The sequence below is a fragment of the Xanthomonas hortorum genome (assembly GCF_040279205.1).
In the GTDB taxonomy this organism is placed as follows: domain Bacteria; phylum Pseudomonadota; class Gammaproteobacteria; order Xanthomonadales; family Xanthomonadaceae; genus Xanthomonas; species Xanthomonas hortorum_F.
This window is the reverse complement of sequence record NZ_JBEOLS010000022.1, coordinates 30,535-51,829: the sequence shown is the minus strand read 5'-3', so window position 1 is coordinate 51,829 and position 21,295 is coordinate 30,535. Positions and strand designations below refer to the sequence as shown.

Genomic DNA, 21,295 nt, shown 5'->3' with positions numbered 1-21,295 from the left:
AACTTCATCTGTGTCAGGAGGCAAAAACACCATGGCAACCAAGTTCAGGCATTTTTCTCGCGTGTTCACGGGACTGGTGCTGCTCTGCATGGCCGGAGCCGCCAGTGCGCAGTGGGAAGTGGAAGACAAGAAGTTGAATGAGAAGGTGGAGCAGATTCGCAAGAACCAGACCATCAAAAATGGCGATGGTAAGGAATCCAGTGGCAAAGAGGTCGAGAAGCCAAAGGTGACTCTGCCGAAGCTTGCCGACGACTTCGGTGTGAGCGCGTGCTCTTCGTCCACCTCCGGGACGCCCGTCTCAAGTGTGCAAAAGCAGGTCTGCGAGATGACCCAACGCACACGCAATGCGCAGTACAACTACATGCTGGCGATGAACGAGATCACCGCCAAGCGTCTGGAGCGCCTACGCACGATCGAGGAAGAGCGCAAGAAGATCGGCGATCAGAAGATCGGCGAGCTAGAGAGCAACACCAACAAGCTGCTCGCCCTGAAGGCGATGATGGATATTGACCGTCAGCAGATGGAGTCGGCGATGTTCGCCTACGACCAGCGCATCGCGTATCTGACGGACAAACAGACGGGAGCGGCATTGGCGGCGATGAGCGGCACCAAGCCGCCCGATCCCGAGGGCGAGTCCTCCTGGTGGTCTCAGATTACCGGCGATTTGATGAGCCTTGGTAAGACGGCCGTTGCGGGTTTGGCAATGAAAGGTGCGTTTGAGACCATCAGGAGCAAGGAGCCTGATGGCTACAAGCCCCTGATGATCGATAAGGATTGATACGCAAACACTGTGGTGGAAACGTGTATTGCAATGGACTCAGTATCGGGCAGCAGTTGCCCCACGGCGTAGCCGTCTCAGTGGATGTGGTGACTTATGAATATCAGTGATTTCCTAACGAACATCGCTAACTACGAATTTTTTCGTCTCATCAACGACTACCTTCGCGACGAAATTTCCATCTTCCAGTGGGAATTGTTGCAGCGAACGACGGCTTGGGTGGGGATGGTGTCCCTAACAGTGTTGACGCTGTGGATCTTCATCCAGGGCTACCGCATCGTCACCGGCCAGTCGCGCGAAGCGGCGATGGGCTTGGTGGTCACGGCGTTGCGCGCCGCGCTGATCATTGGGTTGGCAACGAGCATGGCCAAGGGCTCGCCCCAGCTGTATTGGACCCTGACCGACGGCATCAGTTCAGCGATTACCAAGACAGTCACAGGTGACTCCGATAGCCCCTACAAGTCGATCGACCAAAACCTGATGCTGATGCAGATGGCGTTGGCCGGGTTGGATCAGATCAAGACCGGCGGCGATAAAGAAAGCGAAGACGCCAAGAACCGGGCGCGCTGGTTCACTGGGATCGGCATGGCAGGCCCTGGAGTGGTTGCAGGCTCGATGCTGCTGCTGAACAAGCTGGCGATGGCGCTGGTGGTAGGCTTTGGACCTCTGTTCATCCTGTGCCTGCTGTTCCAGGCCACGAAGTCGTTGTTCAGCAAATGGCTGCTATACGGATTAGGCACCATGTTTTCATTGTCTGTGCTGACCTTTACCGTAAGCTTGGCGACCAAGGTGGTTGGAGCGGTGGGTGTGGCGTTTCTTGCGAAGTGGGCGGTCAGCGGCGGTAATGGTGAAGGCATTAGCAGCATGGCGTTGCAGCAGGGAGGAGTGGGCTTGGTGTTGACTACCTTGATACTTACCGCACCACCGATGGCGGCGGCGTTCTTCCAAGGCACGCTGGGCCAGTTTGCCCCGTATTCGGCGATTGGCTCGCTGGGTTCGTCCGATGCGGCGTCTAATGCCAATAGGCAGGGGCCGAATGCCCAGATGCCTCCGCCGGTTAGAGATTCTGGAGATACCGCTGTTCGTAATAAGGAAGGAGCTACCCCCACCATGCATAGAGAGTCGTCTTCACCTTCAGAACCAAGCTCTGGTAGCCGTGGCCTGGCACAGAAATAGATTTAACTATTTAGGTGATGCCAATGAATCGTTTAATTTCGATAATTGCTATTTCAGCCTGTCTTGCAGCTCCTCTGGTCGCATCTGGACAGACTAGATGCCCCATTGGCACTCAGATGGGCAGCATGCAGTGCATTCCGGACACCCCTGAAATGAATGGAACGCAAACACCTAGTTCGGCACCAACAGGCGAATGGATTAAGACATGGGGGGCGATCGCCAACTCAAGTAGTACTGGAGAGGCTGGGAGTGCCGTTGGTAAACTGTCTGAAGAAGAGGCGGAGAGAGCCGCTCTCCGCCAATGTGCTGTCGGTGGAGCCCGCGATTGTAAAGTTCAATTGACTTATAAAAATCAGTGTTCTGCTCTAGTGTCTTCAGATTCCGAAAGTTTTTTTCAAGCTTCTCCGACTGAGATTCGTGCAACCAGTCTGGCGAAAAAAAGCTGCAAAGCAAGCAATAGCGGTTCATGTAAAGTTGTTTATTCCGAGTGCACGAAGCCGATATTTATTAATAATTAATCCCTGAAGAAATTAGAAATTCAATTTTTATAGTTTATTTGTTTATTTGGTGGTTTGTGCTGATGGAATTTATTGTGGAGTGAGGTGGTGGTGGGTTTAACTCCTGTAAATTAATGCATTTCGTTTTTCGGATCCGATAATTAATAAATATTTATTTACATCGAAGGGGTTTTCTATGATGGGGCGTGCGCTAGCAAGAGTCGTGGTGAGGGCGCTATATTTAGCTTGCGTCGCCTCTATCACAGCGTGCAGTGCGGGCAATGCTCCGTCTGCAGAGGCTGATGGAGCGAAATTATCCGCCCAAGATCAAACTGGCAAAAAGCCTGAATCCTCGCCGCAAAAGGACTTGAAAATGCCATCTACTGTCAATGCCAAGCTCAACGATCAGGGCGAGATAAACGCAGATATCAGTGGCATTGCTGTTTCAATCAAGGCGCAGGGCTGTAGCGAAGATAGTCCAGGGATCATGCTATGTAACCGTTCGCCGGTCGTGGAGGTGACATTCCCCGGAGCCAAGCCGATTGCACTGGAGCCTGAGGCATTGTACGTGGATAGTAATTCCACGTTCTATCATGGTCCGCTAGACGACACCTACAAAAAAAACCGCCACTCAATCATTCTGGCCGATATCAATGGCGATGGGTACGAAGATGTAGTGGTGTGGTCTGGAAAAGAGGGTAATTATGGTGGTCCCTCTTACAGTGTCTATCTTTTCGATGCTGCGCAGAAAAGCCTTGTTTTCAATCAGTCGCTATCCGATATTACGGTAATGGCCAACGGCTTATTCTCTGTGAAAGGAAATATGCTGACGTCTACTTCTGGTGATGGATGTTGCATCCACGTCTTCGATACCTACGAGCTTAAGAATAACGAGGTAGTGCTGATAGAGCGGTTAACCGAAGACACGAATGATCCGGCCAATCCGAAGAAAAAGATTGAGCGGCTTCAAGGCGGTGAAATGAAGGAGGTGTCCAATTAGGAAGTGATTGGTAATTGGTAGTGAGTACATGCAACGCATCTTCGGGTCGGCAATGCCGATAGATGCAACAACAAATTCTAATGATATGCACGTACGGAGAATACTATGAGCGATGGACGTGGTCGGAGCACCGAAGGCTTTGGTGTGGATCGGGAGTCTTCTGTTAGGTTGATCGTCAAAACCGCTCTTGAGAACGGTGTGACAGATCCAAAGCAAATATCGTACATGTGGCGACGGCTCAACATGAGACGCGTAATTTTCAGGCGCCTGAAGAAGATTTCGGACGCAGCCAAGCGCGCAAGCTTGGATATAGCGGCGGCGAGGAGTTCTATGGCCGTGGTTACGTACATCTTACCCACGACTACAACTATGCGAAGTTCGATAAGTTGCTAGGCCTTAACGGTGAAATGGTCCGCAACCCGGACATGGCCAAGCAACCGGAAATCGCTGCAAAGGTTCTAGTTGTAGGTATGCGTGACGGCTTGTTTACAGGCAAGCCTCTTGATCGCTACATCGATAATGATAGCCACGACGTCTACAACGCGCGACGCGTTGTCAACGGAGTTACTCCTAGCAAACCCTGGAGCGTGAAGGCAGCCAAGGAATGCGAGGAGTATGCGGGCAATTGGGAACGTCGCGTTCCCGATTTGATAGAAAGCGTCAAGCGCGATGGTGTCGACCTTAAGCACAGCGTGACGTCTGGTTCGACATCCCATCAAGTTTCGAAGTCCAATGATGGCAAGCTCGAAGAAGGCGAGCGCGGCGAGCAAGTGAAGCAGTTGCAAGGCCAACTTGCGCAACTCGGTGCCGTTGGTCGCGATGGCAAACACTTGAAGCCTGACGGCGACTTCGGCGGCAACACCAAGCACGCGGTCGAGCAATTCCAGCGCGAGCACGGGTTGCAGATAGACGGCGTCGCAGGTCAACAGACTCAGGCCGCTTTGGCCAAGGTGTTGACCCAGGCGACACCCAAGCAAGCTGAGCACACTCCCGCTCCTGCTGCGCCGGCACAGGCAGCATCCAGCCCCTTGTTGTCTGACCCGCGCCATCCCGACAACGCGATGTACAACGGCGCAGTGAGCAAGCTTGAAGCGCTGGGTGAACGTGGCGGTTTTGCCAACCGTAAAGAACTCGAGCAGGCAGCCGGGCAAATCGTGTTCGAGTCCAAGGTCAGCGGTCTCCAGCGCATCGACCATGTGGTGCCCAATAAGAGCGGCGACGGCTTCTTCGCAGTGCAAGGCGAAATGACAGACCCGGCAATGCAGCGGGTTTTTGTGGATCGCAACCAAGCGCAGAATCAGCCGTTGGAAAACAGCAGCCGGCAAGCGGCCGAGGAAAGCCAGCGTCAGGCCACCCAAGTGCAGACCCAGGAAACTGCTTCGCGCTCGATGTCCATGTAAGTCGTGCGTGTTGGTCGCTGCGCTTCAGTAATCTGGTAAATCGCCAAGGCGGTCAGGAAGTCCGCCTTGGCTCTATTTCCTGCGACCTGCGCTACGAGATCGCGATTTTTCATTGGGAGTTGTTGCAGCGGACCGCTACTTGGCTCGGTATGGTGATGCTGACGCTTTGGATTTTTATCCAGGGCTACCGCATCGTGACTGGTCAATCGCGCGAGGCGGCGATGGGCCTGGTAGTGACGGCACTGCGGGCAGCATTGATTATAGGATTGGCCACGAGCATGGCCAAAGGCTCTCCGCAGTTGTACTGGACGCTGACCGACGGGATCAGTTCGGCGATCACGCAGACGGTGACGGGAGACTCTGAGAGTCCCTATGAGGCGATCGACAAGAACCTGATGTTGATGCAGATGACGTTGGCAGGTCTGGATCAGATCAAGACGGGCGGCGACGAAGAAAGCCAGGATTCCAAGAATCGCGCACGTTGGGTTACGGCATCGGCATGGCCGGCCCCGGGGTGGTGGCAGGCTCAATGCTGCTGTTGAACAAGCTTGCGATGGCGATGGTGGTGGGGTTTGGCCCGCTGTTCATCCTGTGCCTGTTGTTCCAGGCGACCAAGTCGCTGTTCAGCAAATGGCTGCTATATGGACTAGGCACCATGTTTTCATTGTCTGTGCTGACCTTTACCGTAAGCTTGGCGACCAAGGTGGTTGGAGCGGTGGGTGTGGCGTTTCTTGCGAAGTGGGCGGTCAGCGGCGGCAATGGTGAAGGCATCAGCAGCATGGCGTTGCAGCAGGGAGGAGTGGGCTTGGTGTTGACTACCTTGATACTTACCGCACCACCGATGGCTGCGGCGTTTTTCCAAGGCACGCTGGGCCAGTTTGCCCCGTATTCGGCGATTGGCTCGCTGGGTTCGTCCGATGCGGCGTCTAATGCCAATAGGCAGGGGCCGAATGCCCAGATGCCTCCGCCGGCTAGAGATTCCGTTAACACCACGGGTCAAACAGTAAATGCAACCCCTAGGTCGATACAATCCGAAAATTCGCAGCCTCAAGAAACAGCCGCAGGAGCTCGTGGGATTGCACAGAAGTAATTAACACTTTAGGTGGTTGCTATGATTCGTTTCTCGATATATTCACTCGCTCTGCTCGGTTTAGCTTTTTCTCATGTTGCTTTGGGGCAAACTCGATGCCCCATTGGTACTCAGATGGGAAGTATGCAGTGCATTCCCGACACGCCTGAGATGCGGGGAGTAGAGGGCACTCCTGCGCCCACAGGTGAATGGGTCAAAACCTGGGGGCGATTGCTATGTCGAAATCCACCGGGGATGTAGGTACTACTAAAGGGAAATTATCTCAAGGTGACGCGAAGAGTTCAGCTGTTCAACAATGTTCTAACAATGGTGCCAAGGACTGCAAAGTGACCTTGGTTTATCGAAATCAATGCGCCGCTCTAGCTGCCTCGCAAGTCAGCACTTTTTTTCAGGCGTCCGCTAGCAAGGAGGCCGCAATTGCTCAAGTAGTTGGGATATGCGAGCGTAGCGGAGGGGGGGCATGTAAAGTCATTTTTTCAGAATGTTCAGATCCGTTTTTCAAGAAATATTAATTAAATAGCCGGGTGTGGATTAGATTTTTATTTAACCTGGTATCTTTATTTGACCTTGCCCCTGATCTGGTTATGGTATATATCATAAATATAATGATGTATGACTCCACTTTGAGTGGTGTTAAAGGTTTTAATTTTTCGAGCGATCGCCCTGGTGGGAAACGAGAGTGGGATATGATTTTTGAATCTATTCAGAGCGCGCCGGCTTTCACATTTTGGACCCGCAGAATTTTAAATTTGTTTTATACTTCAATTTTTCTTCTCTGTTCATGTGGGCAGGAGTCGGCATTAGAAACTGGTGTCAATCCTGTCGTGCAGCAGCAAATTTCCTCGAACGGAACTAGTCGTGAAGATGTAAGCGAAGTAAAGCGTAAACAGAAAGCACTCGCTGACGAACAAGATAAGTTGCTTGAAAATGCGCTCGATAGTAATACTCAAAATAAGCGGGGGGAGCTTGCAAAATCTGTCCAGCTTCGACCGTCCTACGGTCAGTGCATAGAAAAATCAGAAGCTGTCCATCCTTCGATGATGAGCTGTAATAGCGAAGAGTATCAGTATCAGGATGCTCGTCTTAATAAGGCTTATCAGCGTTTGATGGCTAAACTGACTGTGCAGGACAAGGCTGCACTAAAGCAAGCAGAGCGTGACTGGATTAAAGAGCGAGACATACTTTGCCAGTCGAATGAAGTTCTTGGTGGGGGGCAGGCTGAAGAGCTTGAGGATAGTTCATGCATGTTGAACGCAACAGCGAAGCGCGCAGATGAGTTGGAGAATCGCTGAAGCCGATAAGCTGTGATTCAAGGCGCTGTTGGAAATTAATTGGCCAACTACGAGGGTTCAATAATGGCAACTATGGATGGATGGCACTTGGGAATGACTTCCGCGCGACATGAAAGCGGCGGGCGAGGGGCTGCAACCATTTCTACTGGCAGAGGAGACCACGGCGGCGTTTCATATGGCGTCTACCAGCTATCTTTGAATTCTGGGACGTTGCGTGAGTATTTGGGTCAATCACGTTATGGGGCTGAATTCTCTGGGCTGACACCAGCAACCCCAGCGTTCAATGAAAAATGGACGAAACTCGCAAACTCGGATCCGGCTTTTGCCAGAGATCAGCACGATTTTATTGAAGTAAGTCACTATGGTGCGCAGGTTTCTTCTTTGAAGTCTAGCGGTATCGATTTAACTGGTCGTGGTCCCGCAGTTCAAGATGCTCTGTGGAGTACGTCTGTACAGTATAGAGCATTGACGCCGGCGATATTCAGAAAAGGTCTTGCCGAGAAGTTTGGCGACGACTACAAGTTGTCCGAGTTGTCAGATAAGCAAATCGTAGAAGCTGTGCAGGATTATAAATACTCACATACCGAGAGGCTTTTCAAAAGTTCTCCAACCCAATGGGACTCTTTGCGTAACCGTGCGCTTACTGAGAAAAAAGACCTCATTGAATTGGCGGAAGGCCGGCTACCCACGCAGCATTCGTCAAGTAAGCATCTTAGTGCGCCTTCAGCCAATGACGGCAAACTAGAACAAGGCGAGCGCGGCGAGCAGGTGAAGCATCTCCAAGGCCAGCTTGCTCAGCTTGGCGCCGTTGGTCGCGATGGCAAACCGCTGCACGCGGATGGTGATTTCGGCGGCAACACAAAATATGCGGTCGAGCAATTCCAGCGCGAGCACGGCTTGCAGATAGATGGCGTCGCAGGTCAGCAGACTCAGGCCGCTTTATCCAAGGCGTTGACCCAGGCGACACCCAAGCAACCAGAGCACACGGCCGCGCCTGCTGCGCCGGCACAGGCAGCATCCAGCCCCTTGTTGTCTGACCCTCGCCATCCCGACAACGCGATGTACAAAGGCGCAGTGAGCAAGCTCGAAGCGCTGGGGGAACGTGGCGGATTTGCCAACCGCAAAGAGCTTGAGCAGGCAGCCGGGCAAATCGTGTTCGAGTCCAAGGTCAGCGGTTTGCAACGCATCGACCATGTGGTGCCCAACAAAAGCGGCGACGGCTTCTTCGCAGTGCAGGGCGAGATGACCGACCCGGCAATGCAGCGGGTTTTTGTGGATCGCAACCAAGCGCAGAATCAGCCGTTGGAGCAAAGCAGCCGTCAGGCGGCCGAGGAAAGCCAGCGCCAAGTCCAGCAAAATGCGCACCAGGCGCAGCAACACGCCGAGACGCGCAGCGGCCCCAGCCTGTAAAGGTAGATAACGTTCGATGGATGGCCCTGGCATTGCCGGGGCCATTTTTTTGCGTGCAGGTGCGCCACGCATCCTCCTCTTCGACAAGGACCGCGGCGCGGAGATCTTCGTGCGTGCGTGCGGCGGCAATTATCTGGCGCTGGAAAATGGCGTGCCGACCGGCTTCAACCCGTTCCAGTGCGAGCGCAATGAAGCCAACACGCAGTTTCTCGCCGAATTGATCAAGGTGTTGGGCGGCAAGGCCGAGTACAGCGCCCGTGAGGAAGAAGACATCTACCGCGCGGTGGAAGGCATGCTGGATACGCCCATGCACCTGCGCAGCATGAGCAACTTCCGCAAGAGCCTGCCCAACATGGGCGACGACGGGTTGTATGCGCGCCTGCGCCGCTGGACTACTGGTAACTCGCTGGGCTGGGTGTTCGACAACCCGGTCGATACCATCGACCTGACGCGCGCCTCGATCATCGGCTTCGACTACACCGACGTGATCGACAACGCCGAAGTGCGGGTGCCGGTGATCAATTACCTGCTGCACCGCCTGGAAGCGTTGATCGACGGCCGGCCGCTGATCTACGTAATGGACGAGTTCTGGAAGATCCTCGATGGCAAGGGGGGGCTGAAGGAATTCGCCAAGAACAAGCAGAAGACCATCCGTAAACAGAACGGCCTGGGCATCTTCGCCACGCAAAGCCCGGAAGATGCATTGGCCAGCGATATCGCTGCGGCGCTGATCGAACAGACCGCCACGATGGTGCTGCTGCCCAACCCCAACGCCAGTCGCGACGATTACATCGAAGGCCTCAAGCTGACCGATGCTGAGTACCAGGTAGTGGTCTCGCTGGACGAGCGCTCGCGCTGCTTCCTGGTCAAGCAAGGCCATGCCTCGGCGGTGTGCCAGCTCAACCTGCGCGGGATGGACGATGCGCTGTCGGTGATTTCGTCCTCGACCGACAACATCGAGATCATGCATCAGATCCTGGCCGGCAAGGCCAGCAAGCTTGGCGTCACCGTCGATCAGCTGACGCCGGAGCAGTGGCTGGAAGACTTCTATGCCAACCGCAAGGGCTCTGGGAAGCGCAAGTCTGTCAAGGACAAGGAGGTCGAAGATGCGTAACTCCAACATTCATCAAGGAATTCACCCGGCAACATATCCATCTGTATCACAGGAGGCGAAGAACACCATGACAACCAAGTTCAGACATTTTTCTTGGGTAGTGACGGGACTGGTGCTGCTCTGCATGGCGGGCGCGGCCTGTGCGCAGTGGGAGGTGGTCGATAAGACGTTGAACGAAAAAGCCGAAGCAATTCGCAAGAACCAGACCATTAAGAATGGCGATGGTAAAGAATCCAGCGGCAAGGAAGTGGAAAAGCCCAAGGAAAAGATCGAAAAGATTCCCGACGACCAGGGTGTTGCGGCGTGTGCGGCCTCAACGAAGGGAACGCCTGTGGCCGACTCGCAGAAAGAATCGTGCGAGTTGATTCAGCGCACGCTGAACTCGCAGTACAACTACGTGGTGGCCATGTACGAGATCAGTACCAAGCGCCTTGAACGCTTGCGCACGATCGAGGAAGAGCGCAAGAAGATCGGCGACCAGAAGATCGGTGAGTTGGAGAGCAACACCAACAAGCTGCTGGCGCTGAAGGCGATGATGGATATTGACTGTCAGCCTCCCGTAAAATTGTTCCAGCCATAACTATAGGTCTCCGACATCCTGCCACGCGCCCGCCGGCCCCGTGCCGCAACGCGCAACGCCGGGCTGATTGGTTTACCATTCGCCTCCAAGACCCCTTGCGAGAAGGTGGCCCGCGCCCCGCGCCGGCCCAGCGTGCGACATGAGCACTACCACCGCCCACTGCTGATTCCGGCCGCGCCAGTTCGCACGGCGCCCGCACGGCGTTCTTTCTGCATCACCTCTCGCCGCATCCCTATCCGAGCCTGTCCCGCAGTGGGCAGATCTCCCTTGCAGCCGTCGCGCTGCAGCCAGCACAGACCTCATTCTTGCCCATGATCAACATCACGCTCCCCGACGGCAGCCGCCGCGAATTCGAATCCCCCGTCTCGGTGATGCAGGTCGCCCAGTCGATCGGCGCCGGCCTGGCCAAGGCCACCATCGCCGGCCAGGTGGACGGCCAACTGGTCGATGCCAGTGACGTCATCGACCATGACGCCAGCTTGCGCATCATCACCGCCAAGGACGCCGAAGGCGTGGAGATCATCCGCCACTCCTGCGCGCATCTGGTCGGGCATGCGGTCAAGCAGCTGTACCCGGAGGTCAAGATGGTAATCGGCCCGGTCATCGCCGAAGGCTTCTATTACGACATCTACAGCGAACGCCCGTTCACGCCGGACGACATGGCCGCGATCGAGCAGCGCATGCAGGAATTGATCGCGCAGGACTACGAGGTGATCAAGAAAGTCACCCCGCGCGCCGAGGTGATCGAGCTGTTCGCGCAGCGCGGCGAGGAGTACAAGCTGCGCCTGATCGAGGACATGTCCGCCGACATTACCGCGATGGGCCTGTACTACCACCAGGAATACGTGGACATGTGCCGTGGCCCGCACGTGCCCAATACGCGCTTCCTCAAGGCGTTCAAGCTGACCCGCATTTCCGGCGCCTACTGGCGCGGCGATGCCAAGAACGAGCAGCTGCAGCGCATCTACGGCACCGCCTGGGCCGACAAGAAACAGCTGGACGCCTACATCCTGCGTATGGAAGAAGCCGACAAGCGCGACCATCGCCGCATCGGCAAACAGCAGGACCTGTTCCATCTGCAGGAAGAGGCGCCCGGCCTGGTGTTCTGGCATCCCAAGGGCTGGTCGCTGTGGCAGGTGGTCGAGCAATACATGCGCAAGGTCTATCGCGACAGCGGCTACGGCGAAGTACGTTGCCCGCAGATCCTGGACGTGTCGCTATGGCAGAAATCCGGCCACTGGGACAACTACCAGGACGCGATGTTCTTCACCGAGTCGGAGAAGCGCACCTATGCGGTCAAGCCGATGAACTGCCCTGGCCACGTGCAGGTGTTCAATCAGGGCCTGCACAGCTACCGCGACCTGCCGATCCGCTACGGCGAGTTCGGTGCGTGCCACCGCAACGAGCCCTCCGGCGCGCTGCACGGCATCCTGCGCGTGCGCGGCTTCACCCAGGACGACGGGCACGTGTTCTGCCTGGAATCGCAGATCGAATCCGAAGTCACCGCCTTCCATCAGCAGGCCCTGGCGGTCTACACCGCGTTCGGCTTCGACGACATCGAGATCAAGATCGCGCTGCGTCCGGAAAAGCGCCTGGGCGACGACGTCACCTGGGACAAGGCCGAAGCAGCGCTGCGCAGCGCGCTGGGCGTGTGCGGGGTGGAGTGGCAGGAGCTGCCGGGCGAGGGCGCCTTCTACGGCCCCAAGATCGAATATCACCTCAAGGACGCCATTGGCCGCACCTGGCAGCTGGGCACCATGCAGGTCGATTTCATGATGCCCGGCCGCCTTGGCGCCGAGTACGTGGATGAGCACAGCCAGAAAAAGCATCCGGTCATGCTGCACCGGGCGATCGTCGGGTCGATGGAGCGTTTCATCGGCATTTTGATCGAACACCACGCCGGCGCCTTCCCCTCCTGGCTCGCCCCGGTCCAGGTCGTTGTCGCAAATATCACCGATGCCCAGGCAGACTATGTGGACTCGGTTCGGAAAACCCTTGCAAATCAAGGCTTCCGTGTAAACGCCGATTTGCGTAACGAGAAGATCGGATATAAGATTCGCGAGCATACGCTGCAACGCGTGCCCTATCTGCTCGTGGTCGGTGACCGCGAGAAGGAAAACGGCGCCGTCGCCGTGCGGACACGTTCGGGAGAAGACCTCGGGACCATGACGGTCTCGGCCTTCGTCGAGCGTCTGCAGGCAGAGCAGGCAGCGTGAGCCAACCCCGGCCGGTCTGGATGATCCGGATGCGCCGGTTCGATTCCCCTGGGAGATTGCAATATCAGTACCCCTGACAACAAACAGAACCGCAAGAACCAAGAAATCCGCGTGCCGCGCGTCCGCGTGATCGGCAGTGACGGAGAGATGGTCGGCGTGTTGTCGCGCGACGAAGCGCTCGCCAAGGCCGAGGAAGAAGGCCTGGATCTGGTCGAAATCCAGCCGCAGGCCGATCCGCCGGTCTGCAAGATCATGGATTTCGGCAAGTTCAAGTTCGAGCAGCAAAAAAAGGCCAACGAGGCCAAGAAGAAGACCAAGCAGGTTGAGATCAAGGAACTCAAGTTCCGTCCGGTCACGGACGAGGGCGACTACCAGATCAAGCTGCGCAACATGCGTCGCTTCCTGGAAGAGGGCGACAAGGTCAAGGTCAACATCCGCTTCCGTGGCCGCGAAATGAGCCACCAGGAGCTGGGTCGCGAAATGGCGTCCCGGATCGAGGCCGATCTTGGCGACGACATCGTCATCGAGTCGCGTCCGCGCCTGGAAGGGCGGCAGATGGTCATGATGATCGCGCCCAAGAAGAAGATCTGATCCCGCGTTGCGGCCGGCCCCGGCGGGGTCGGTCGCAGTGCAGACAGCAGCGATTTGCAAGAATTCCCGGCAACGGGCATACTGCGCGGCCCGGTTTTACCGTGGCGCCGCGTAAGCGGTACAGGACCTGTCCGGATCGTGTTCGATCAAGGACTTACAAGCAGGCAAGGGCAAGGATGGAAAGCGTGGTCGCAAGACTGCCGCCCGGGTCAGTGACAAAACACCATCAAGGACATTGCAATGCCCAAGATCAAGACCAACCGGGCGGCGGCCAAGCGTTTCCGCAAGACCGCCTCCGGCAAGTACAAGTGCGGCCACGCAAACCGTAGCCATATCCTCACGAAGAAAGCGACCAAGCGGAAGCGCAACTTGCGGCAGACGAACCACGTCCGTCCCGAGGACGCAGGCCGTCTCGATCGTATGCTTCCCTATCTCTGAGGACTGAACCATGGCACGAGTAAAGCGTGGTGTGCAGGCGCGCCGCCGCCACAAGAAAATTCTGAATCTGGCGAAGGGCTACTACAACGCTCGTCGTAAGGTCTTCCGCGTTGCCAAGCAGGCGGTCATCAAGGCACAGCAGTACGCTTACATTGGCCGTAAGCAGAAGAAGCGCGTGTTCCGTGCGCTTTGGATCACCCGCATCAATGCGGCTGCCCGCATCAATGGTCTGAGCTACAGCCGTTTCATGAACGGCATGCTCAAGGCTGGTATTACCCTGGACCGCAAGGTACTGGCTGATATCGCCGTGCACGACGCCGCCGGCTTTGCCGCGCTGGCTGAGAAGGCAAAGGGCGCGCTGGCGGCGTAAATGCAGGTCCCTCGCAGGAGCCCGCACGTCGTTGGTGCGAGTCCTTCGCAAGAGCCCGCACATCCATGTGCGGACTGTTGAAGGGGTAGATCATCTCGAGCAGCCGCACACTCGTGTGCCTGCTTTTGGTGATGAAACGCAGATATGCAGGGGGAAGGGCGCGAGTCCTTCCCCTTTTGCGTTTTAAATAGCCGGCATCTCTAGATTTGGATGGTTGGCAAGAGTCATGTGGTAATGCGTTCCGGTGCATCCGGAAACACCGTTCGGCTGAGCAGTTGAGGCGCGAGTGCAATGAGTGAGATTCAATCCCTGACCGAGCGCGCGCTGGCCGATGTGGCCGCCGCAAAGACGCCGGACCAACTGGAAGCGCTGCGCGTTGCATTGCTGGGCAAGAGCGGCAGCATCACTGCCCAGCTCAAGCAGCTCGGCACGCTGCCAGCCGATCAGCGCAAGGCCGCTGGCGAAGCGATTAACCTGTCGCGCGACGCGCTGACCGCTGCGCTGTCCGAGCGCAAGCACACGCTGGAAAACGCCGCACTGGACGCACGTCTGGCCGGGGAGCGGATCGATGTCACCTTGCCGGGGCGCCGCAGCGAACGCGGTGGACTGCACCCGGTCACGCGCACGCTTGAGCGCATCGTCGAGATCTTTGCGCGCCTGGGCTATGAGTTGTCCGATGGTCCGGAGATCGAGGACGACTGGCACAACTTCGAAGCCCTGAACTTTCCGCCGCACCATCCGGCGCGCGCGATGCACGACACGTTCTATTTCGGCGATGGCCGCCTGTTGCGCACTCATACCTCCGGTGTGCAGGTGCGTTACATGGATGCACACAAGCCGCCGCTGCGCATGATCGCGGCCGGCAAGGTGTATCGCTCCGATTCGGACCAGACCCATTCGCCGATGTTCCATCAGGTCGAAGGCCTGCTGGTGGACGAGCATTCCAACTTCGCCGACCTCAAGGGCACCTTGTCCGAGTTCGTGCGTGCGTTCTTCGAGCGCGATTTCGAAATGCGCTTCCGCCCCAGCTATTTCCCGTTCGTGGAGCCGGGTGCGGAAGTGGATATCGCCTGGCAGCAGCCCGATGGCAGCACGCGTTGGTTGGAAGTGCTGGGCTGCGGCATGGTGCATCCGAACGTGCTGCGCAGCGTGGGCATCGACCCGGAGCGCTACACCGGCTTCGCGTTTGGCCTGGGCGTGGAGCGCTTTGCGATGCTGCGCTACGGCGTCAACGACCTGCGCGCGTTCTTCGAGAACGATGTGCGCTTCCTCAGGCAGTTCGCCTGACGGCGGGGATTGGGGATTTGGGATTGGGGATTCGCAACGGCGCCCCGGTCCGCCCCAGACTCCGTCGACGCGTTTTAGCTAATCCCCAATCCCGAATCCCCAATCCCGGCCCCTCATGAAATTCTCTGAAAATTGGCTGCGCAGCCACGTTCCCATCCAGGCGAGCCGCGACGAGCTTGCCGCGACGCTGACGGCGATCGGTCTGGAGGTCGAAGAGGTCACGCCGTTGGGTGAGGCCCTGGGTCAGGTGGTGGTGGCGCGCATCGTCGAGGCGGTGCGTCACCCGGAGGCCGATCGTCTGCAGGTCTGCAGCGTCGATGCAGGGCAGGGCGAGTTGCTGCAGATCGTGTGTGGCGCGCCCAATGCGCGTGCCGGTCTGGTGGCGCCGTTGGCGCTGGTCGGTGCGCAGATCGGTGCGCTGACCATCACCGCGACCAAGCTGCGCGGTGTGGCGTCTAACGGCATGTTGTGTTCGGCCAAGGAGCTGGGTCTGGACAGCGACGCGTCCGGCCTGTTCGAGCTGCCGGACGATGCGCCAGTGGGTCAGGCCTTAGCCGAGTATCTGGGGCTGCCAGATGCCAGCATCGAGATCAAGCTCACGCCCAATCGCGCCGATTGCTTCAGCGTGCGTGGCATCGCCTTCGATGTGGCCGCAGCCTGCGCCAGCGAAGTGGTGGCCTTCGATGCGGGCGCGGTGGCGCCGGTGTCGACGCGTACCTTGTCGGTGGAGCTGGAGGCCGGCAACGAGGCGCCGCGTTACTGCGGTCGCGTGATCGAAGGCATCGACCCGGCGGCAAAAACGCCGGTGTGGTTGGCCGAGCGCCTGCGTCGCTGTGGCGTGCGGCCGGTGTCGCTGCTGGTGGATATCACCCAGTACGTGATGCTGGAGCTCGGCCAGCCGATGCATGCGTTCGACCTGGACACGCTGCAGGGGCCGATCGGTGTGCGGCGTTCGCGCAGTGGCGAGCAGCTCGCGCTGTTGGATGGGCGTCAGGTCACCTTGGACGATAGCTTTCTGACCATCACCGATGCAGGCCGGCCGGTTGCGCTGGCCGGTCTGATGGGTGGTTTGGAGACGCGCGTCACCGAGGCCACGCGCAACGTATTTCTGGAATCGGCGTATTTCGATCCGGCCGCGATCATGGGACGTGGCCGCAAGCTCGGGTTGCATACCGATGCCGGTCATCGCTTCGAGCGTGGTGTGGATCCGGCGTTGCCGCCACAGGCGATCGAAGTGGCGACGCGGCTGGTGCTGGAGCTGGCCGGTGGGACGCCGGGCCCGGTCGTACATGCGCAATTGCCGCAGCATCTGCCGCAGCCTGCGCGCATCCTGCTGCGGCGTGCGCGGATCGCGCGCGTGCTGGGCATCCAGATCGACGATGCCGAGGTTGTGCGCATTCTCACTGCGCTCGGCATGCATCTAGATGCGGTGGCCGAAGGTTGGCAGGTGATGGCGCCGAGCCGTCGCTTCGACATCGCCATCGAAGAAGATCTGATCGAAGAGCTGGCGCGTATCCACGGCTATGACCGTGTGCCGACCACGCTGCCCGGTGGCGCAAGCCGGATCGCGATGCCGAGCGAAACCCAGCTGGACGAACTCAGCGTGCGTCGCCAGCTGGTGGCGCGCGAGCTGCAGGAAACCATCAATTACGCTTTTGTCGATGCGAACCTGTTGGAGCGCTGGCAGCTGACCGATGGCCTGGTGCCGCTGGCGAATCCGCTCAGTGCGGAACTTGCAATCATGCGTCCGCGCTTGTTGCCGGGTCTGGTGGCGACGCTGGGCCGCAACGCCGCCCGCCAGGCCGGGCGGGTGCGCCTGTTCGAGCTGGGCAAGGTATTCACAGCGTCTGCCGAGACCGGTGCCGCGCCGCAGGAAGCGCAGCACGTCGCCGCAGCAGTCTGTGGCGATGCCTTGGCGCTGCAGTGGGGCGAGTCTGCACGCAAAGTGGATTTCCACGATCTGAAGGGCGATCTGGTGGCGCTGGCTGCGGCCAGTGGCGCGGTGCTGGATTTCCAGCCTTCCACGCAGGCATTCGGGCATCCGGGTCGGTCGGCCGATATCCATCGCGATGGCGTGCGCATCGGCTGGATCGGGCAGGTGCATCCGCGTCTGGCCAAGCACTTGGAGATTGACGTGGACGTGATCGCGTTCGAGCTGCAGCTGGCGCCGCTGGTGCAGCGTGCGCTGCCGCGTGCCGGCGAGCTGTCGCGGTTCCCCTCGGTGCGTCGCGATCTGGCCTTCCTGGTGCCGGAAGAGGTGAGCTGGGCGGCGTTGTCTGCCAGTGTGCGCACCACGGTTGGCCCGTTGTTGCGCGAGGTGCAGCTGTTCGATCGCTATGTCGGGCAGGGGGTCGAGCCAGGTTTCAAGAGTCTGGCTATGGGCTTGATTTTGCAGGATAACTCGCGCACTCTCACCGACCGGGACGTCGACGCAGTCGTTGCCGATGTGGTGGCCGTGATCGAGCGCGAGCACCGCGCCCGGATTCGGAGTTGAGGCGGTAACCAGGGGATTGGCATGGCATTGACGAAAGCGGAGATGGCCGAACGTCTGTTCGACGAGGTCGGTCTGAACAAGCGCGAGGCAAAGGAATTTGTCGACGCCTTCTTCGATGTGCTGCGCGATGCGCTGGAGCAGGGCCGTCAGGTGAAGTTGTCCGGTTTCGGCAACTTCGATCTGCGGCGCAAGAATCAACGGCCCGGTCGCAATCCCAAGACTGGCGAGGAAATTCCGATTTCGGCCCGCACGGTGGTGACCTTCCGTCCGGGCCAGAAGCTCAAGGAGCGGGTGGAGGCTTATGCTGGATCCGGGCAGTAATCGCGAGCTACCGCCGATCCCGGCCAAGCGCTACTTCACCATCGGCGAGGTCAGCGAGTTGTGCGATGTCAAACCGCATGTGCTGCGCTATTGGGAAACCGAATTTCCGAGCCTGGAGCCGGTCAAGCGGCGCGGCAACCGGCGCTACTACCAGCGCCATGACGTGCTGATGGTGCGGCAGATCCGCGGCCTGCTGTACGAACAGGGCTACACCATCGGTGGCGCACGTCTGCGCCTGGAAGGCAATGGCGCCAAGAGCGAGTCGGCGTTGAGCAACCAGATCATCAAGCAGGTGCGCATGGAGCTGGAAGAAGTGTTGCAGCTGCTGCGCCGCTAGGAAATTGTGTCGCAAAGCCGCTATAATCGCAGGCCGTCCTCGCGACGGGGTGCAGCATCTTCGGGGTATAGCGCAGCCTGGTAGCGCACTAGTCTGGGGGACTAGTGGTCGTCGGTTCAAATCCGGCTACCCCGACCAAACACAAAGCCCATGTCTTCACTGACATGGGCTTTTTTGTTGCATCGCAGCATGTGGATTCGGGCTTCGGGGAAAGGCGCTGCATATGCAGAACGGCATAGTGCGCTGCAGCAGGAAAAGGGCCGAAGAGCCCGCTTTACACGGTCCCGCCTGCTGTGGACCTGGATCACAGAGCGGTGCTAAGTATCCGAAAATCCTCCAAATCATTAGCGCGTGATTAGTAACTGGATCACGTTTTTTTAACGTCACAACGACGAACTTGAATCAATAGGCCAACGCCGTCAAAAAAATGGCGTGCAGCGTCTTGCGATGTTTTCTTTCTATGCCATAGTGCAGTGCAACACGTCACACCTGTCGTGATCCCGATGTCATACGGGATGAATTTCTCTGTCGTACGTTCGTGCTGGCGTGTTGGCCGGTTGAATGCTGCGCGGGTTCCTGTCCCACCAATCAAGGCAGCCAGCTACACGCATGAAAAGACTGATCGAACGATTCTGCCAAGGCCTCAGCCTGGCGTTGATCTGCTCGATGACACTGGGCGCTTGCAGCACCGGTCCGAAGATGGCGGACTCTCTGCCGCTCCCGGATCCGCTTGCGATGTCCGCAGTGCAGCCAGAGTATCGACTGGCGCCGGGCGACTTGCTGTTGGTCAAGGTATTTCAAGTCGATGATCTGGAGCGGCAGGTCCGCATCGATCAGAACGGCCATATCTCGCTGCCACTGATCGGCGATGTCAAGGCCACCGGCCTGGGCGTCGGCGAGCTGGAAAAACTGGTCGCAGAACGCTACGCCGCCGGATATCTGCAACAGCCGCAAGTGTCGGTGTTCGTGGAGGAATCCAACGGCCGCCGGGTCACGGTCACTGGTGCGGTGGACGCGCCCGGGATTTACCCGGTGATCGGCTCCAACCTGACCTTGCAGCAAGCGATTGCGCAGGCAAAGGGTGTCAGTACGGTGGCCAGTCGCGGCAATGTCATTGTCTTCCGCATCGTCAATGGGCAAAAAATGATCGCTAGATTCGACCTGACCGAGATCGAGAAGGGTGCCAATCCCGACCCCGAGATCTACGGCGGCGACATCGTTGTGGTGTATCGCTCGGACGCACGCATCTGGCTGCGCACCATGCTTGAACTGACCCCCTTGGTAATGGTGTGGCGCGCTTACCGATGAGTATGAATTCCGAAAATCGTTCCTCTTCTTCTCATCGTCACGGCCATCTCGAGCTGGCGGATGTGGGTTTGCTCGACTACTGGCGTGCGCTGGTCTCGCAGCGCTGGTTGATCATCGGGGTCACGCTGTTCGCAGTGCTGCTGGCCTTCGGCATCACGCTGTTGATGCCGGAGAAGTACCGCGCCACCAGCACGCTGCAGATCGAGCGTGATTCGCTCAACGTGGTGAACGTCGACAATCTGATGCCGGTGGAATCGCCGCAGGATCGCGATTTCTACCAGACCCAGTACCAGTTGCTGCAGAGCCGTTCGTTGGCGCGTGCAGTGATCCGCGAAGCCAAGCTGGATCAGGAGCCGGCGTTCAAGGCGCAGGTCGACGAGGCACTGGAGAAGGCTGCGGCCAAGAATCCGGAAGCCGGCAAGTCGGTCGATTCGCGCCAGGCGATCGTCGAGCGCACCTTGACCGACACTCTGCTGGCCGGATTGGTGGTCGAGCCGATCCTCAATTCGCGCCTGGTCTACGTCAACTACGACTCGCCGGACCCGGTGCTGGCCGCCAAGATCGCCAATACCTATACCAAGGTCTTCATCGTCAGCACGCAAGAGCGGCGGATGAACGCGTCCTCGTTCGCGACCAAGTTCCTGTCCGAACGTCTGGAGCAGTTGCGCGGCAAGGTCGAAGATTCGGAAAAGACACTGGTCGCGTATTCGACCGACGAGCAGATCGTGTCGATGGGCGATGACAAGCCATCGCTTGCGGCGCAGAACCTGGGCGATCTCAACGCGATGCTTGCCTCTGCACAGGACACGCGCATCAAGGCCGAGGCGGCATGGCGTCAGGTCAGCACCGGCGACAGCATGTCGTTGCCGCAGGTGCTGGGCAATCCGTTGATCCAGAGCCTGCGCGGTGAGCAGATCCGCTTGAACACCGAGTACCAGCAGAAGCTGTCGACTTTCAAGCCGGATTACCCGGAAATGCAGCGGCTGAAGGCGCAGATCGAAGAGTCGCGCCGTCAGATCAATGGCGAGGTCATCAATATCCGTCAATCGTTGAAGGCCGCCTACGACGCGTCGGTTCAGCAGGAGCGTTTGCTCAACGAGCGCATCGCCGGTCTGCGTAATAACGAGCTGGATCTGCAGAGTCGCAGCATCCAGTACAACATGCTCAAGCGCGACGTCGATACCAACCGTCAGCTCTACGATGCGCTCCTGCAGCGCTATAAAGAGATCGGTGTTGCGAGCAACGTGGGCGCCAACAACGTGACCATCGTCGATACCGCAGACGTGCCTACGTCGAAGACTTCACCGAAACTCAAATTGAACCTCGCCTTAGGCTTCATCTTTGGCGTATTCCTTGGTGTGGCTGTGGCCCTCGTGCGCTACTTCCTGCGAGGCAATGGGCCAGAGACCCGGTTGAACTGACATCGTGATGTTGCAAAACGGTGGTTAATTTAAGTGACAACTGATTCAGCGTGGAAAAAGTCGGATCCCGTAAGTTTCGAGATCCCTCGTTTGAAAGTTTGTCTCTGTTGAAACAAAGGGCTGTCGTGCGATCTGGGGTCGGTAGGTATTACCGCGGTGATCGTTCGACGGAGAT

At 58.0% G+C, this 21,295-nt stretch carries 18 protein-coding genes, 1 tRNA gene and 3 pseudogenes; all 22 read left to right on the top strand.

Translation table 11 applies throughout. The features are described from left to right. Positions 1 to 31 precede the first annotated feature (31 nt). Positions 32 to 778 (top strand): hypothetical protein, encoded by a 747-nt coding sequence (locus ABS769_RS10940; RefSeq protein ID WP_102253875.1) that lies wholly within the window; start codon positions 32 to 34, stop codon positions 776 to 778. Positions 779 to 874: 96 nt separating this feature from the next. Continuing rightward, complete coding sequence (locus ABS769_RS10935; protein ID WP_317061353.1) at positions 875 to 1,954, top strand: type IV secretion system protein; 1,080 nt, start codon at positions 875 to 877, stop codon at positions 1,952 to 1,954. Between the two features lie 23 nt (positions 1,955 to 1,977). Further along, positions 1,978 to 2,472, top strand: a complete 495-nt coding sequence (locus tag ABS769_RS10930) for a DUF4189 domain-containing protein (RefSeq protein WP_243850154.1) — start codon at positions 1,978 to 1,980, stop codon at positions 2,470 to 2,472. A gap of 175 nt (positions 2,473 to 2,647) precedes the next feature. Then, the gene (locus ABS769_RS10925; protein WP_243850153.1) at positions 2,648 to 3,451 is read left to right on the top strand and encodes an FG-GAP repeat protein; all 804 of its coding nucleotides are present in this window, start codon (positions 2,648 to 2,650) and stop codon (positions 3,449 to 3,451) included. 227 nt (positions 3,452 to 3,678) lie between these two features. Next, positions 3,679 to 4,851, top strand: coding sequence for a peptidoglycan-binding protein (locus ABS769_RS10920; RefSeq protein WP_350498158.1), 1,173 nt, complete (start codon positions 3,679 to 3,681; stop codon positions 4,849 to 4,851). A gap of 32 nt (positions 4,852 to 4,883) precedes the next feature. Next, positions 4,884 to 5,941: pseudogene (locus tag ABS769_RS10915) on the top strand (type IV secretion system protein). 188 nt (positions 5,942 to 6,129) lie between these two features. Then, the gene (locus tag ABS769_RS10910) at positions 6,130 to 6,453 is read left to right on the top strand and encodes a DUF4189 domain-containing protein (protein WP_350498157.1); all 324 of its coding nucleotides are present in this window, start codon (positions 6,130 to 6,132) and stop codon (positions 6,451 to 6,453) included. Positions 6,454 to 6,549: 96 nt separating this feature from the next. Beyond that, positions 6,550 to 7,233 (top strand): lysozyme inhibitor LprI family protein, encoded by a 684-nt coding sequence (locus tag ABS769_RS10905; protein WP_350498156.1) that lies wholly within the window; start codon positions 6,550 to 6,552, stop codon positions 7,231 to 7,233. Positions 7,234 to 7,296: 63 nt separating this feature from the next. Then, positions 7,297 to 8,643 (top strand): XVIPCD domain-containing protein, encoded by a 1,347-nt coding sequence (locus ABS769_RS10900; RefSeq protein WP_317061357.1) that lies wholly within the window; start codon positions 7,297 to 7,299, stop codon positions 8,641 to 8,643. Positions 8,644 to 8,707: 64 nt separating this feature from the next. Then, positions 8,708 to 9,757 (top strand): annotated as a pseudogene (locus ABS769_RS10895) (VirB4 family type IV secretion/conjugal transfer ATPase); the annotation flags it as partial. A 67-nt stretch (positions 9,758 to 9,824) separates the two neighbouring features. Continuing rightward, positions 9,825 to 10,310, top strand: a pseudogene (locus tag ABS769_RS10890) (hypothetical protein); the annotation flags it as partial. Between the two features lie 338 nt (positions 10,311 to 10,648). Further along, the gene (gene thrS, locus ABS769_RS10885; protein ID WP_317061358.1) at positions 10,649 to 12,553 is read left to right on the top strand and encodes a threonine--tRNA ligase; all 1,905 of its coding nucleotides are present in this window, start codon (positions 10,649 to 10,651) and stop codon (positions 12,551 to 12,553) included. A gap of 48 nt (positions 12,554 to 12,601) precedes the next feature. Further along, positions 12,602 to 13,144 carry a translation initiation factor IF-3 gene (infC, locus tag ABS769_RS10880; protein ID WP_080591364.1) on the top strand — a complete coding sequence of 181 codons (543 nt, stop codon included), beginning with the start codon at positions 12,602 to 12,604 and terminating at the stop codon, positions 13,142 to 13,144. Positions 13,145 to 13,384: 240 nt separating this feature from the next. After that, positions 13,385 to 13,582, top strand: a complete 198-nt coding sequence (gene rpmI / locus ABS769_RS10875) for a 50S ribosomal protein L35 (RefSeq protein ID WP_006449141.1) — start codon at positions 13,385 to 13,387, stop codon at positions 13,580 to 13,582. Between the two features lie 10 nt (positions 13,583 to 13,592). Next, on the top strand, positions 13,593 to 13,952 hold the full coding sequence (gene rplT / locus ABS769_RS10870) for a 50S ribosomal protein L20 (RefSeq protein WP_006449140.1): 360 nt from the start codon (positions 13,593 to 13,595) through the stop codon (positions 13,950 to 13,952). A gap of 291 nt (positions 13,953 to 14,243) precedes the next feature. Next, a complete protein-coding gene (pheS, locus tag ABS769_RS10865) occupies positions 14,244 to 15,239 on the top strand; it encodes a phenylalanine--tRNA ligase subunit alpha (RefSeq protein ID WP_317061359.1) in 996 nt (331 codons plus the stop codon). Positions 15,240 to 15,354: 115 nt separating this feature from the next. Continuing rightward, on the top strand, positions 15,355 to 17,733 hold the full coding sequence (gene pheT / locus ABS769_RS10860) for a phenylalanine--tRNA ligase subunit beta (protein WP_317061360.1): 2,379 nt from the start codon (positions 15,355 to 15,357) through the stop codon (positions 17,731 to 17,733). 21 nt (positions 17,734 to 17,754) lie between these two features. Further along, positions 17,755 to 18,054, top strand: a complete 300-nt coding sequence (locus tag ABS769_RS10855) for an integration host factor subunit alpha (RefSeq protein ID WP_002811076.1) — start codon at positions 17,755 to 17,757, stop codon at positions 18,052 to 18,054. Next, the gene (locus ABS769_RS10850; protein WP_317061361.1) at positions 18,035 to 18,391 is read left to right on the top strand and encodes a MerR family transcriptional regulator; all 357 of its coding nucleotides are present in this window, start codon (positions 18,035 to 18,037) and stop codon (positions 18,389 to 18,391) included. Before ABS769_RS10855 ends, ABS769_RS10850 begins: the two co-directional genes overlap by 20 nt. Positions 18,392 to 18,452: 61 nt before the next feature. After that, positions 18,453 to 18,529: transfer RNA gene (locus ABS769_RS10845), tRNA-Pro, on the top strand. Positions 18,530 to 19,000: 471 nt separating this feature from the next. Beyond that, positions 19,001 to 19,699 carry a polysaccharide biosynthesis/export family protein gene (locus ABS769_RS10840; protein ID WP_006449137.1) on the top strand — a complete coding sequence of 233 codons (699 nt, stop codon included), beginning with the start codon at positions 19,001 to 19,003 and terminating at the stop codon, positions 19,697 to 19,699. After that, a complete protein-coding gene (locus tag ABS769_RS10835; RefSeq protein ID WP_317061362.1) occupies positions 19,681 to 21,120 on the top strand; it encodes a GumC family protein in 1,440 nt (479 codons plus the stop codon). The genes ABS769_RS10840 and ABS769_RS10835 overlap by 19 nt, the downstream gene beginning before the upstream one ends. The last annotated feature ends 175 nt before the right edge of the window (positions 21,121 to 21,295 follow it).

Bases quoted from the DNA above. Each gene is read 5' to 3' on its own strand.
- ABS769_RS10940 (WP_102253875.1), top strand. From the start codon at position 32: ATGGCAACCAAGTTCAGGCATTTTTCTCGCGTGTTCACGGGACTGGTG.
- ABS769_RS10935 (WP_317061353.1), top strand. From the start codon at position 875: ATGAATATCAGTGATTTCCTAACGAACATCGCTAACTACGAATTTTTT.
- ABS769_RS10930 (WP_243850154.1), top strand. From the start codon at position 1,978: ATGAATCGTTTAATTTCGATAATTGCTATTTCAGCCTGTCTTGCAGCT.
- ABS769_RS10925 (WP_243850153.1), top strand. From the start codon at position 2,648: ATGATGGGGCGTGCGCTAGCAAGAGTCGTGGTGAGGGCGCTATATTTA.
- ABS769_RS10910 (WP_350498157.1), top strand. From the start codon at position 6,130: ATGGGTCAAAACCTGGGGGCGATTGCTATGTCGAAATCCACCGGGGAT.
- ABS769_RS10905 (WP_350498156.1), top strand. From the start codon at position 6,550: ATGTATGACTCCACTTTGAGTGGTGTTAAAGGTTTTAATTTTTCGAGC.
- ABS769_RS10900 (WP_317061357.1), top strand. From the start codon at position 7,297: ATGGCAACTATGGATGGATGGCACTTGGGAATGACTTCCGCGCGACAT.
- thrS (WP_317061358.1), top strand. From the start codon at position 10,649: ATGATCAACATCACGCTCCCCGACGGCAGCCGCCGCGAATTCGAATCC.
- rpmI (WP_006449141.1), top strand. From the start codon at position 13,385: ATGCCCAAGATCAAGACCAACCGGGCGGCGGCCAAGCGTTTCCGCAAG.
- rplT (WP_006449140.1), top strand. From the start codon at position 13,593: ATGGCACGAGTAAAGCGTGGTGTGCAGGCGCGCCGCCGCCACAAGAAA.
- pheS (WP_317061359.1), top strand. From the start codon at position 14,244: ATGAGTGAGATTCAATCCCTGACCGAGCGCGCGCTGGCCGATGTGGCC.
- pheT (WP_317061360.1), top strand. From the start codon at position 15,355: ATGAAATTCTCTGAAAATTGGCTGCGCAGCCACGTTCCCATCCAGGCG.
- ABS769_RS10855 (WP_002811076.1), top strand. From the start codon at position 17,755: ATGGCATTGACGAAAGCGGAGATGGCCGAACGTCTGTTCGACGAGGTC.
- ABS769_RS10850 (WP_317061361.1), top strand. From the start codon at position 18,035: ATGCTGGATCCGGGCAGTAATCGCGAGCTACCGCCGATCCCGGCCAAG.
- ABS769_RS10840 (WP_006449137.1), top strand. From the start codon at position 19,001: ATGAAAAGACTGATCGAACGATTCTGCCAAGGCCTCAGCCTGGCGTTG.